This window comes from Streptomyces anthophorae (assembly GCF_049310305.1).
GTDB lineage: Bacteria > Actinomycetota > Actinomycetes > Streptomycetales > Streptomycetaceae > Streptomyces.
On record NZ_JBLWQQ010000001.1, the window covers coordinates 1564414 to 1576662 of the forward strand.

Sequence of the window (12249 nt, forward strand, 5' to 3'; positions counted from 1 at the left end):
AACTAGTATGAATTCTGGTTTCACCGTCGTGGCCGTCCCGCTGAGTGGTCACGGTGCGCGTCTGTCCGCGCCTAGACGAACCGGACCGACACCTCGCCGAGACCGTCGAACTCCGCCCGGAAGTCGTCCCCCGGCCGGGCGTCGACCGCCGCGGTGCACGAGCCCGGCAGGATCACGTGCCCCGCCTCAAGGCGCACCCCGAACGCCGCGACCTTCCTCGCCAGCCACGCGACGGCCACGGTGGGGTCGCCCAGGACGGCGCTGGTGCGGCCGCGCGCGATCTCATCGCCGCCGCGGAACAGCACGGCACCGATGTCGGCCAGGTCCAGCTCGCCCGGCGCGATCCGTGTCGTCCCCAGGACCACACCCGCGGACGAGGCGTTGTCGGCGATGGTGTCGGCGAGGCCGATCCGCCAGTCGGCGATCCGGCTGTCGATCAGTTCGAGGGAGGCGACGACGTACTCCGTCGCGGCGAGGACGTCCTTCTCGGTGCAGTCCTCGCCGGGCAGGCTGTCGCCGAGTACGTAGCCGATCTCCACCTCGATGCGCGGGGAGCAGTAGCGGCCGGCCTCCACCGGGGTGTCCTCGGTGAGCACCATGTCCGAGAGCAGATGGCCGTAGTCCGGCTCGTCGACGCCCATCATCCGCTGCATGACCTCGGAGGAGAGCCCGACCTTGTGGCCGCGCACGCTCATGCCGGGGTTCTCGAGCCGCCTGCGGATGTTGCTGAGCTGGATCTCGTAGGCGTCGACGACGTCGATGTCGGGGAATGCCGAGGTGAGCGGTTCGACGGGGGTCCGGTCGCGTTCCGCCCGCCACAACTGGTCCGCGGCGGCCGTTCGTTGGGACGCGTCAAGCATCGGGGGTCTCCTCGTGCTGTCGGGTGGCGGCTGCGAACCGGGCGCGGACGCCGGTGAGGACCGGACGCCCGTACGCCGACGCCTCGACGCGGAGCCCGCAGGTTCCGTCGTCCCAGGCGTCGGCGGTGAGCCGGTCACCGGGGAAGACCGGGGAGCTGAAACGGCCTTCGAGGTCCGTCAGATCGGCCGGGTGGGCGCCCAGGGCCCCGGCGGCGGGCAGGGTGAGGGCGGCGAGGGTGCACAGGCCGTGCAGGAACGGTCGGGGCATGCCCGCCGCGCGGGCCGCCCCCGGGTCGATGTGCATGTGGTGCCGGTCGCCCAACAGGCGGTACTGGGCGGCCTGTTCGGGATGTGTGGCGAGGATCAGCCGACGGTCCGCGGGGCCCTCGGGGCGGCGCGGGGAGCCGGGCCCCCGCTCACCGCCGAAGCCACCGCTGCCGGGAGCGAACAGGGACCACGTCGCCAGGAAGTGGTCGCTGTCCACCTCGACGTCGAAGACGGCGGCGCCGCCCTTGTCCCACACCTCGGCGACACGGGCGGTCATCGTCACCTCCCCTGCCCGCGGCAGCGGACGGCGCACGGTGAGGCGCTGCGCGCCGTGCACCGCATTCGTGGTGTCGAAGGCGCCGAGCGCGCCGAGGGCGTCGGGGGCCCACTGGGCCAGGGTCAGCGCGAAGGTCGGCAGGACCCGCAGGCGCTCCTCGAAGACGAGGTCGAGGTCGTCGGCGCGTGCACCTACGGCGAGCGCGTAGAGGATGGCATCGCGCTCGGTGTACGCGACGGTGCGCGTGCCGAGGGCGTGGCCGCGCCACGGGGAGGCGGTCATCCGTCCGCTCCCAGGACCAGGCCGCTGGTCGGCACGCCGGTTCCGGCGGTGACGAGGACGTGTTCGACCTGCTGGGGCTGGTTCACGGAGGTGCCGCGCACGAGACGGACGGCCTCGGCGATGCCGTTCATGCCGTGCAGATAGGCCTCGCCGAGCTGCCCGCCGTGCGTGTTCGAGGGCAGCCTGCCGCCGAGTTCGAGGTGCCCGTCGGCGATGAAGTCCTTCGCCTCCCCGACGCCGCAGAAGCCCAGCTCCTCCAACTGCGGCAGCACCAGCGGGGTGAAGTGGTCGTAGAGGATCGCGGCGTCGATGTCCTCGGGGGCGAGGCCGCTTCGCGCGTACAACTGCCGACCGACCAGGCCCATTTCCGGGATGCCGCTGATGCGCTCGCGGTAGTAGCTGGTCATCATGTGCTGGTCGGCGCCCGAGCCCTGGGCCGCGCCGAGGATCACGGCGGGCGGGTGGGGCAGGTCGCGGGCGCGCTCGGCCGAGACGATCACCAGGGCCTGGCCGCCGTCGGTCTCCTGGCAGCAGTCGAGGAGCCGCAGCGGTTCGGCGATCCAGCGGGACGCCTGGTGGTCGGCGAGGGTGATGGGCCTGCCGTGGAACCAGGCGGCCGGATTGTTCGCCGCGTGCTTGCGGTCCACGACGGCGACGCGCCCGAAGTCCTCACTGGTGGCGCCGTATTCGTGCGCGTAGCGGCGGGCGAACATGGCCACCCACTGGGCCGGGGTGTTCAGGCCGAACGGTGTCATCCAGGAGTACGCGGCCCGGTCCGCGCCGGTGTCCATCGCCCGGTCGGCCTGGCCGAGGCCGTAGCGCTCGCCGGACCGCTCGTTGAAGGCCCGGTAGCAGACGACGACCTCGGCGGCGCCCGTGGCGACGGCCATGGCCGCCTGCTGCACGGTGGCGCAGCCGGCCCCGCCGCCGTAGCCGATGCGGGAGAAGAAGGTCAGCTCGCCCATGCCCGTGTTGCGGGCGACGTGGATCTCGCCGTTGGTGTCTGCGGTGAAGCTGACCAGGCCGTCGACGTCGGAGGGGGAGAGGCCCGCGTCGGCGAGGGCGGCGAGGACGGCCTCGCAGGCGAGTTGGAGTTCGCTGCGCCCGGAGTGCTTGGAGAACTCGGTGGCACCGATACCGGCGATCGCGGCGCTGCCGGTCGGTGCGGAGGGCGTGGTCATCGCGCGCCGGCCTCCTTCGGCAACCGGGGAAGCCGTACGGCGACGGAACCGGTGACGTGGGCGCCGAGACTGTTCGTGCCGCGCACGGCGATCTCGACACATCCGTCCGCTGCGCCGTCCTCGTCGGCCTTGGCGGTGACCGTGCCGGTGAGCGCCATGGTGTCTCCGGGGTGGTTGGGGGCGCCCAGGCGGATCCGGATGGAGCGGACGACCGCGGCCGGTCCCGCCCATCCGGTGACGTACCGGTCGACCAGACCGTTGCTGGTCAGGATGTTCATGAAGATGTCCTTCGACCCGCGGGCGCGGGCCAGTTCGGGATCGTGGTGCACGTCCTGGTAGTCACGGCTCGCCAGGGCCGTCGCGACGATCAGGCTCCGGGTCACCGGGATGTCCAGCGGCGGCAGTTCCTCGCCGACCGTCACCTCGTCGTACGTGCGGGTCGTCGGTGTGCTCACGAGGTCACCGCCGTGTCGGCCAGGAGGTCCCCGAGCCGGGCGAGGTCCCCGGGCGCCCCGCCGAGGGTGGTGGCGTTCTGCCTGCCCCACAGGAAGTGGCGGTGCACCGGGTAGTCGGTGTCGACGCCGATGCCTCCGTGCACGTGCTGGACGCGGTGCACGACGTTCAGGCCGCCCTCGTCGGCCCACCACTTGGCGACCAGTACCGCCTGCTCGGTGTCCTGCCCGTCCTCCAGAGCGGTCACCGCCTGCCACAGGGTCACGAGCATGGCGTCGATCTCGATGACGCAGTCGGCGAGTTGATGCTGGACGGCCTGGAAGGTGGCGAGCGGACGGCCGAACTGCTCACGGCTGCCGAGATGGTCGGCCGCGTACCTCAACGCCCCCTGCGCCACGCCCAGTTGAACGGCGGCGAGCGCCGTGCGGGCCCGGTCGACGGTCCACTCCAGCACACCGCTCCCGGGGGTGCCGACCGCCTCGGCGGGGGCACCGTCCAGGTCCAGGTGGGCACTCAGGTCGTAGGTGGTGGTCTCCGCCGGTGTCCAGGTCGCGCCGGGCGCGTCGCGGCGTACGAGGAAGAGGCCGGCGCCCGCCTCGGTGGTGGCGGCGACCAGCACATGTCCGGCGCCGGCCGGAGAGGGCACGACCGCCTTGGTTCCGGCCAGTCGCCAGCCGGCCCCGTCGGGCGCCGCCGTGGCCCGTGGCGCGCACGGGTCGGCGGGGGCGAACTCCTCCAGGGCCAGGGTGATCCTGCTCGTACCGTCGGCGACGCCCGGCAGCAAGGCGGCACGCTGTTCGGCCGAGCCGTGCGCGGCCACGGCGAGGGCCCCGAGGGCGGCCGGCCAGAGCGGTACGGGTGCCACGCGGCGGCCCTGCTCCTCCAGCAGGACACAGAGCCCGGCCAGGCCCAGGCCCGCGCCGCCGGCCTCCTCGGGGAGCGGGGCGGCGAGCAGCCCCGCCGCGGCCAGGTCCGCCCACAGTGCGTCGTCGACGCGGGTCGCGGACGTCTCGGCCGCCCGCAGCCGTTCGGGCGTGGCGTGGTCCGTGAAGATCTCACGGGCCAGCTTGCGCAGCTCATCGAGCTCTACTCCCAGCGAGAAGTCCATCAGCGGTCCTCCGTGGCATCCGGCCGGAACACCGGCAGGGACAGGTCGGGGTCGGCGTCGAGCCAGTCGAGGACGACGGGCATGTCGACCGTGACGTCCTCGGCGGCGACGCCGGTCAGGTTGGTGATCAGCCGGGTGCCCTCGGCGAGTTCGACGACCGCGACGATCAGCGGGTAGTCGAACGCCGGGTGCCGGGGGTGGTGGTTGACCGTGAAGGTGTGGACCCGGCCGCGGCCCGAGGCCCGCACCGTGTCCCACTCCAGGGAGCCGCAGTGCGGGCAGCAGGGACCGGGCGGGTGGCGCAGGGTCTCGCAGGGGACGCAGCGCTGGATGACCAGCCGGTGCTCCTTGGCCGCCTCGAACCAGAAGGCGTTGTCACGGTTGAGGGCGGGCCGGGGGCGAAGTGGGCGTTCTGCCACGGGACTTGGGGACGCGGGCCGGAAACGCAGGGTGCGCCAGCGCTGGGTGGCGACGAGGCCGCCGTCCTGGTCGACGTAGGTCTTCAGGGTGGTGACGAAGCGGCCGGCGCCGAGCCCGGTGCTCTTCTCCGCCGAGATCGACTCCACGGCCTCCTTGACGGCGACGTGGTCGCCGGGCACGAGTTCGCGGGCGAATTCCAGTTCCGAGTCGGTCGCCACGACGGAGGTGTATCCACCCTCGTCGAGGAGTGCGACCAGCTCGTCGAAGCCGCGGCGGCCGGTCGGCGGGGCGACGGTGGCGGCGTAGCCGCGCATGGTCCACGCCTGCACCATCGACGCGGGCGCGACGACGCCCGGGCGTCCGGTGGCACGAGCGGCGGCCTCGTCGGTGTAGACGGGGTTGGTGTCCCCCATCGCCTCGGCCCAGTGCCGGATCATCGGCTGATTGACGGGGTCCTGGCCGGGGGTGAGCGGGCTCAACTCGCAGCCGACGAACGCCTGGAGACGCTTCTCGTACCCTTCGATCGCCTCGCTCACTTCCCACGCCCCTTGCGGGGAAGGCCGAGGCCCTGAACGGCGACCATGTCGCGCAGCACCTCGTTGACGCCGCCCCCGAAGGTGTTGACGATGCCCTGCCGGGAGAGCTGTTCGACCTGCCCGGCCAGTGCCGCGCCGGGCGACTCGGGTCGGATGCGGCCCGCCGCCCCGAGGATCTGGCTCAGGGTGCGCTGCACGTCGATGTGGGTCTCGGTGCCGTACGTCTTGGCCGCGCCGGCGTCCGCGCCGGTGAGCCGGTCGTGGGCGACGGCGTCGGTCATCTTCCAGTTCATCAGCCGCATCGCCTCGAGGCGGGCATGGGTGCGGGCGAACTCCCGGCGGACCCAGGGCTGTTCGAGGGTGCCGTTCTCCCGCGCCCAGTCCAGGACCCGCTCCCACAGCTGAATCATGCGTCCGCCCAGCGCCGCCAGGCCGATGCGTTCGTGGTTGAGCTGGGCCGTCATCAGCCGCCAGCCGCCGTCGACCTCGCCGACCACGTCGGTGGCGGGCACCCGGACGGCGTCGTAGTAGGTGGCGGTCACCATCATGCCGCCGACGGTGCGGATGGGGCTCCAGGAGAAGCCGCCGGCGTCGGTGGGCACGATCAGGATGGAGATGCCGTGGTGTTTCGCCGCGTCCGGCTCGGTCCGCGCGGCGAGCCACACATGGTCGGCGGTGTTGGCGCCGCTCGTGAAGATCTTGCTGCCGTCGACGGTGAAGTGGTCGCCTTCACGCACCGCACGCGTGCTCAGCGACGCCAGGTCGGTGCCCGCGCCCGGCTCGGTGTAGCCGATCGCGAAGACGATGTCGCCGGAGAGGATGCCGGGCAGGAACCGCTTCTTCTGCTCCTCGGTGCCGTACGCCATGAGCGTCGGCCCGACCGTGTTGACGGTGACGAACGGGAAGGGCAGACCGGCCCGTTGGACCTCGTCGAAGAACACGTACTGGTCCTCGAACGAACGGCCCTGGCCGCCGTACTCCACGGGCCAGCCGATGCCGAGCCAGCCGTCGGCGCCGAGCCGGCCGACGATCTCGCGGAAGCGGGAGCCGCCCACGCCCTCCTCTCCGGCGCGGCGCCGTTCGTCCTCGGGCAGCAGACCCGCGAAGTACGCCCTCAGCTCGCGGCGCAGTTCTTGCTGCGCGGCGCTCTCGCGCAGGTGCATGTTGTTCTCCAGTCCTCTTGTGTCCTCGCCGGCACTGTTCGCGGTCAGGGCAGGAAGCGTCCGCGCCCGCTGGCGAGGAACTCCGCGCGCAGCGCCTGCTTGTCCTCGTCGGTCATCAGGACGTACGCGGGCCGTCCGCGTCCGCGCCACACGTAGACGGGGTCGTCGACGCGCCACCCCTCGGCCTGCATCTCCTTCTTGCGGAGCTTGCCGGAGCCGGTGGTCGGCAGGGCGTGCGAGACACGGACGTAGCGGGGGGTGCCCTTGGTGCCCAAGTCCTGCTGGCCCGAGAGGAATTGGGGCAGCCGCAAGTCCTCGAAGTTCCTGCCCTCGGGTATCTCGACGGCGGACATCACCTGGTCGCCGGAGCGGGGGTCGGGGACGCCGAAGACGGCTGCGGCCACGATGTCGGGGTGGCGGCGCAGGACGCGTTCGGTGAGCAGGGCAGAGGTGTTCTCGCCGTCGACGCGGATCCAGTCCCCGGCGCGGCCCGCGAAGTAGAAGTAACCGGCCTCGTCGACATAGCCGAGGTCGCCGGTCCAGTACCAGCCGTGGTGCACGCGTTCGGCGTTGGCGGCGTCGTTCTTGTAGTAGCCCTCGAAGCGGGCGGCGCCCTCGGTGTCGACGAGCTCCCCGATGGCCTCCTCTGGATTGCGGACCCGGCCGTGCTCGTCGAGGAGCGCGGGCGGGCAGGTCGCGCGCGTGTCCGCGTCGACGATCCGCACACCGTCGCGTGCGGGCACGCCGAGGGAGGTGGGAGGCCCGTCGGGGGCGCGTTTCAGCATACCGGCGCCCTCGCTGGAGCCGTAGCCCTCGATGAGGCGGCAGCCGAAGCGGCGCAGGAAGGCGGCCTGGTCCTCGGGGGACGCCTCGGTGCCGAAGGCGTGGGTGAGCCGGTTGTCGCCGTCGTCGGCCCGTTCCGGCAGGGCCAGGACGTAGGCGATGGCCTTGCCGACGTAGGTGAAGAAGGTGGCGCCGAAGTGCCGTACGTCCGGCAGGAATCCGGAGGCGGAGAACTTCGGGGTGAGGGCGACGGTGGCGCCGGCGGCGAGCGCGGGCGCCCACAGGGCCATCAGCGCGTTGCCGTGGAACAGCGGCATCGGGCAGTAGCAGACGTCGTCGGCGCCGACGTCGTACTTGGCGGCGTTGGTGCGGCCGAGAGCGGCGAGGCGGCCCTGCGAGCAGATCGCCGCCTTGGAGGCGCCGGTGGTGCCGGAGGTGAACAGCAGCAGCATGCGGGTGGCTGCGGTGACCTCGGGGTCACGGACGGGCTCCGCCGCCGCGTGCGCGGCCAGTGCCTCGACGTACGCCGGTTCGTCCACGACCAGGTACCGCTCGGGCGGAACGCCGAGGTCGAGGCCGTCGAGCAGCTTCAGCCCGGCCCGGTCGGTGACGATCAACTGGCAGTCGGTGTGCCGTACTTCCGCCTCCAGGTAGCTGCCGCGCCGGGTCGGATTGATGCCGACGACGGATGCCCCCGCGAGGGCGGCACCGCCCAGCCAGAACACGTACTCGGGAGTGTTCTCCAGGAGTACGCCGACGTGGAACGGCCCCTCGCACCGCAGCGACCGGGCCAGGGACGCGCGGACCGCGCTCGCGCGGACGACCTCGTCCCAGGTCCAGTCCCGTTCCCGTGTGAGCAGGCCGGGGCGGTCGTCCCCGGCGCGGGCGAGCAGCAGGTCGGCGATGGTGTCGGGTGTCACGGTCGTCCCCCTCAGCCGGTGATGGGCGACTGGCCGGCGGCGGTGCGTGCGCCGGGCGCCTCGACGAGTACGCAACGGGTGCCGCCGTAGATGGTGACGAAGCACTTGTTGCAGTGGATGCAGAGGGAAGGTGTGTCGGCGTCGGCCTGGATGCGGTTGATCAGGTCGGGTTCGCGCAGCAGGGCGCGGCCCATGGCGACGAACTGGAAGCCCTCGCGCATCGCCAGGTCCATGCTCGGCCGTCCGGTGATCCCGCCCAGCAGGATCAGCGGCATGTCGACGGCGGAGCGGATCTGCCGGGCCTGGTCGAGGAGGTAGGCGTCGTCATAGGGGTAGCTGTGCAGCACCTTCTTGCCGACGAGCTTGATTCCGGTCCTGACCGGCTCGGGCATGATCTTCGCGAACTCGTGCAGCGGCGCGTCGCCGCGGAAGAGATACATGGGGTTGAGCAGGGAGCTGCCCACGGTCAGTTCCAGGGCGTCGAGGCAGCCGTCGCTCTCCAAGCGGCGGGCGACGGGGATGGCCTCGTCGAGCCAGAAGCCGCCGGGGACACCGTCGTCCATGTTGAGCTTGGCGATGACGGCGATCCGGTCGCCGACCGCCGCGCGGACGGCGTGCACGATCTCGCGCGCGAAGCGGAACCGGTTCTCCAGGCTTCCGCCGTACTCGTCCTTGCGGTGGTTGATGCGCGGGCTGAGGAAGGAGCTGGCCAGGTAGTTGTGGCCCAGATGGACCTCGACGCAGTCGAAGCCCGCCTCGACGGCCATGGCGGCGGCGTCGGCGTGGTTGCCGACGATGCGCTTCAGGTCGTCCCGGGTCGCCTCCTTGGCGAAGCTGAGGGTCGTCTTGTGGAAGTGGCGGCTGGGCGACAGCGCGGGATGGCCGTTGGACTTCGGGTTGGCCACAGGACCGGCGTGGCCGATCTGGGCGGAAACGGCCGCGCCTTCGGCGTGCACGGCGTCGGTCAGCTTGCGCAGCCCGGGCAGTGCCTCGGGACGCCACAGCACCTGGTGCCGGTCGGTCCTCCCCTCGGGGGCCACCGCGCAGTAGGCGACGGTGGTCATGCCCACCCCGCCGGCCGCGTACCGGACGTGGAAGTCGATCAGGTCCTGGGTGACCAGGCTGTCGCGGCTCAGGCCCTCGTACGTCGCCGCCTTGACGATGCGGTTGCGCAGCGTGGTGGGGCCGAGTGTCGTGGGGGCCAGGACGTCCGGCGTTCCGGGCGGCTGGTGCGATGTCTGAGTCAAGGGAAATCCTCCGTCCGCACACCCGTCGTGGTGGCGGTTGGTGACGCTATTCAGGGATGCACGGGTGGGCGCGGGCCGTCCCGCTGACCGGGAGCACCGTCAGTCGAAGTTGGCCTGTCCGCCGTCCAGCGGGACCGTCGCGCCGGTGAGATAGCGGGCGTCGGGCCCGCACAGCATCGCCACCGCGCGGCCGATGTCCGCCTCGCAGTCACCGACGCGACGCAGCGGGATGGAGGCGCAGAAGGCCTCGGCCTCCTCGGGGTTGGCCTCGGACCAGCGCAGGTACCCGGGGGACGCCGCGTGCGGGGCGATCGCGTTGACGCGGATGCCGTCGGGCCCCCATTCATTGGCGGCGGTGCGGGTCAGGGAGCGCACGGCGGTCTTGGCGGCGGCGTAGGCGCCGTATGTGCTCAGGTCCCAGCGGACCATGGCGGAGGTGACGAGGTTGATGATCACGCCGTCGCCGGAGGACTTGAGGTGCGGGTGGCAGGCCTTCATGAACGCGAAGGTCGCGAAGGGGCCGCTGCGGAAGCCCCGTTGGAAGTCGGCGTCGCTCAGTGAAAGAAGTGGCCCGTACGCGCCGTCGTAGACGTTGTTGACCAGGACGTCGATGCGCCCGAGGCGTTCGGCGATCTCCCGCACCAGGGCCGGGACGCGTTCGGTGTCCGCCACGTCGCAGACGAATGTCTCGGCCCGCGCGCCACGAGCCCGCACCAGCTCGCGGGTGGCTTCGAGTTTCTGTGGTGTCCGGCCGAGCACCGCGACCGCGGCTCCCTGCTCGGCCAGGGCGAGGGCGATGCCCTGGCCCACCCCTTGGCCCGCTCCGGTGACGATCGCGACCTTCCCCTGAAGATGTCCCACGTTCTCCCTCTTCTCCCGTCGGCTGCGGCAGACCATGCTCGAGGGGCGCGGGCGGCGCCGGGGCGCGGGTCCCACTCAGCGGCACGGGCGCCGGTGGGCGTCCCGGTGACCGGGAACCGCGCTGCCCGGCACGGGCAGCGGGAGAACGATGGCGCGCACATCATCCACTCCGGCGAGAGGGAGGCGCATGAGCGCGACGGCGGACCACCACGAGACGGTGCCGGAGACGGCGCAGGACATCCTGCGGCGGCTGACGGGCCCCGGCGGTGCCTTCGAACTGGTCCAAGAGGACGTGCTGGGGGCGCGGATGCAGGTGTTCGCACACCGGCGGAAGTCCCTGGCCGATGTGGTGGCCGCCTCCGTGGGACACGGCGAGCGGGACTACATCGTGACCGAGGACGAGCGGATCTCGTTCGCCGAGCACGCGCGCCAAGTGGCCTCCCTGGCACGCGTATTGGAAGAGGAGTACGGCGTCGGCAAGGGTGACCGGGTGGCACTGCTGGCGGCGAACGGCCCGGGCTGGGTCGTCGCGTTCTGGGCCACGGTCTCGCTCGGCGCCGTCGCCGTCGGCTACAACGCCTGGTGGACCGCGCAGGAGATCGAGTACGGACTCGGTCACACCCGTCCCAAGGTGGTGCTGGCCGACGCCAGGCGGGCCGCGCTGGTGGACGGCTCACGGGTGCCGCTGCTGACGTTCGAGAAGGACGTCCCCGAGCTGGTGCGGCGGCACCCGGACGCGGAGCCGCCCCGGCCGGAGATCGACGAGGACGATCCCGCGGTCATCATGTACACGAGCGGTACGTCGGGCCGCCCCAAGGGAGTGGTGCACACCCACCGCAACCTGCTGGCCGTCATCGACTACCTGTGCCTCAACAACCAGCTGATGGCCGAGATGGGCGATCCGATCGCCCCGCAGGACCGGCGGCATCTGCTCGCGCTGCCCCTCTTCCACATCGCGTCCCTGCACAACCTCGCGGTCCCCCGGCTCGTGGACGGCGGCGCCGTCGTGATGCACCAGGGCCGCTTCGAGGCCGAGCGGGTGCTGCGGCTCATCGAGCGGGAACGGGTCACCAACTGGGGCGCGGTGCCGACCATGGCACACCGGATCGTCGAGCACGGCGATCTCGGCGGCTACGACCTGTCGTCCCTGACGTCCTTCTCGCTGGCTTCGGCCCCCTCCTCCCCCGCCTTCCACGAACGGCTGCGCGCCGCGCTGCCGGTGGCGCGCGACGCGCTGGCCAACAGCTACGGGCTCACCGAGTCCTGCACCGGCGCGGCGGTGGCCACCCCGGCCGACCTCGCCGTGGCGCCCGACAGTCTGGGGCGCCCGGTGGTGGCGGTGGAGCTGGAGGTGCGCGACCCGGCGGGCCGGCCGCTGCCGGAGGGCCAGGAGGGCGAGATCTGCCTGCGCAGCCCGTACGTGATGCTCGGGTACTGGGAGGACCAGGAGGCCACCGACCAGGCCATCAAGGCGGGCCGCTGGCTGCACACGGGAGACATCGGGATGCTGGAGGACGGCCGGCTGCGGCTCACCAGCCGGCGTTCGGACCTGATCCTGCGCGGCGGCGAGAACGTGTATCCGGCGGAGATCGAGGGTGTGCTGGCCGAGTGCCCTGGGGTGCGGGAGTGCCTGGTGGTCGGTGTGCCGCATCCGGACCTGGGCCAGGAGGTGGCGGCGGTGGTCGTCACGGACGCGGACGCCGGTCTCACCCAGGAGACACTGGCCGCCTACGTGCGCGAGCGCCTGGCCTACTACAAGGTGCCCTCGCGTTGGCGGATCACCTCGGAGAGCCTGCCGCGGAACGCCACGGGGAAGGTCGTACGCCGCGACGTACATGTCTGACCGGCCGACACACCAACGGCAGGCCCCGCGACGGAGATTCGTCGCGGG

The 12249-nt window shown here is 72.0% G+C and carries 11 protein-coding genes; 1 reads left to right on the top strand and 10 read right to left on the bottom strand.

Annotated elements, in window-relative coordinates; translation table 11 throughout:
* Positions 1-71: 71 nt before the first annotated feature.
* From ACNYS0_RS07040 to ACNYS0_RS07085, 10 genes are all read right to left on the bottom strand, one after another.
* On the bottom strand, positions 72-860 hold the full coding sequence (locus ACNYS0_RS07040) for a 2-keto-4-pentenoate hydratase (RefSeq protein ID WP_422471809.1): 789 nt from the start codon (positions 858-860) through the stop codon (positions 72-74).
* Complete coding sequence (locus tag ACNYS0_RS07045; RefSeq protein WP_422471810.1) at positions 853-1686, bottom strand: MaoC/PaaZ C-terminal domain-containing protein; 834 nt, start codon at positions 1684-1686, stop codon at positions 853-855. The genes ACNYS0_RS07040 and ACNYS0_RS07045 overlap by 8 nt, the downstream gene beginning before the upstream one ends.
* Positions 1683-2867 carry a lipid-transfer protein gene (locus tag ACNYS0_RS07050; RefSeq protein WP_422471811.1) on the bottom strand — a complete coding sequence of 395 codons (1185 nt, stop codon included), beginning with the start codon at positions 2865-2867 and terminating at the stop codon, positions 1683-1685. Before ACNYS0_RS07050 ends, ACNYS0_RS07045 begins: the two co-directional genes overlap by 4 nt.
* Positions 2864-3322 (bottom strand): MaoC family dehydratase, encoded by a 459-nt coding sequence (locus ACNYS0_RS07055; protein WP_422471812.1) that lies wholly within the window; start codon positions 3320-3322, stop codon positions 2864-2866. The genes ACNYS0_RS07050 and ACNYS0_RS07055 overlap by 4 nt, the downstream gene beginning before the upstream one ends.
* The gene (locus ACNYS0_RS07060) at positions 3319-4428 is read right to left on the bottom strand and encodes an acyl-CoA dehydrogenase family protein (RefSeq protein ID WP_422471813.1); all 1110 of its coding nucleotides are present in this window, start codon (positions 4426-4428) and stop codon (positions 3319-3321) included. The genes ACNYS0_RS07055 and ACNYS0_RS07060 overlap by 4 nt, the downstream gene beginning before the upstream one ends.
* Positions 4428-5384 carry a bifunctional MaoC family dehydratase N-terminal/OB-fold nucleic acid binding domain-containing protein gene (locus ACNYS0_RS07065; RefSeq protein ID WP_422471814.1) on the bottom strand — a complete coding sequence of 319 codons (957 nt, stop codon included), beginning with the start codon at positions 5382-5384 and terminating at the stop codon, positions 4428-4430. The genes ACNYS0_RS07060 and ACNYS0_RS07065 overlap by 1 nt, the downstream gene beginning before the upstream one ends.
* On the bottom strand, positions 5381-6547 hold the full coding sequence (locus tag ACNYS0_RS07070) for an acyl-CoA dehydrogenase family protein (RefSeq protein WP_422471815.1): 1167 nt from the start codon (positions 6545-6547) through the stop codon (positions 5381-5383). The genes ACNYS0_RS07065 and ACNYS0_RS07070 overlap by 4 nt, the downstream gene beginning before the upstream one ends.
* 44 nt (positions 6548-6591) lie before the next feature.
* Entirely contained in the window at positions 6592-8250 is a 1659-nt protein-coding gene (gene casI / locus ACNYS0_RS07075) for a steroid-22-oyl-CoA synthetase (RefSeq protein WP_422471816.1), read from the bottom strand.
* Positions 8251-8261: 11 nt separating this feature from the next.
* Positions 8262-9497 carry an NADH:flavin oxidoreductase gene (locus ACNYS0_RS07080; RefSeq protein ID WP_422471817.1) on the bottom strand — a complete coding sequence of 412 codons (1236 nt, stop codon included), beginning with the start codon at positions 9495-9497 and terminating at the stop codon, positions 8262-8264.
* Positions 9498-9596: 99 nt separating this feature from the next.
* Entirely contained in the window at positions 9597-10358 is a 762-nt protein-coding gene (locus tag ACNYS0_RS07085) for an SDR family NAD(P)-dependent oxidoreductase (RefSeq protein ID WP_422471818.1), read from the bottom strand.
* Between the two features lie 187 nt (positions 10359-10545).
* On the opposite strand from ACNYS0_RS07085, the gene casG reads away from it, so the two are divergent.
* Positions 10546-12201, top strand: a complete 1656-nt coding sequence (casG, locus tag ACNYS0_RS07090; RefSeq protein WP_422471819.1) for a steroid-24-oyl-CoA synthetase — start codon at positions 10546-10548, stop codon at positions 12199-12201.
* The last annotated feature ends 48 nt before the right edge of the window (positions 12202-12249 follow it).

Bases quoted from the DNA above. Each gene is read 5' to 3' on its own strand.
- casG (WP_422471819.1), top strand. From the start codon at position 10,546: ATGAGCGCGACGGCGGACCACCACGAGACGGTGCCGGAGACGGCGCAG.
- ACNYS0_RS07040 (WP_422471809.1), bottom strand. From the start codon at position 860: ATGCTTGACGCGTCCCAACGAACGGCCGCCGCGGACCAGTTGTGGCGG.
- ACNYS0_RS07045 (WP_422471810.1), bottom strand. From the start codon at position 1,686: ATGACCGCCTCCCCGTGGCGCGGCCACGCCCTCGGCACGCGCACCGTC.
- ACNYS0_RS07070 (WP_422471815.1), bottom strand. From the start codon at position 6,547: ATGCACCTGCGCGAGAGCGCCGCGCAGCAAGAACTGCGCCGCGAGCTG.
- ACNYS0_RS07050 (WP_422471811.1), bottom strand. From the start codon at position 2,867: ATGACCACGCCCTCCGCACCGACCGGCAGCGCCGCGATCGCCGGTATC.
- ACNYS0_RS07060 (WP_422471813.1), bottom strand. From the start codon at position 4,428: ATGGACTTCTCGCTGGGAGTAGAGCTCGATGAGCTGCGCAAGCTGGCC.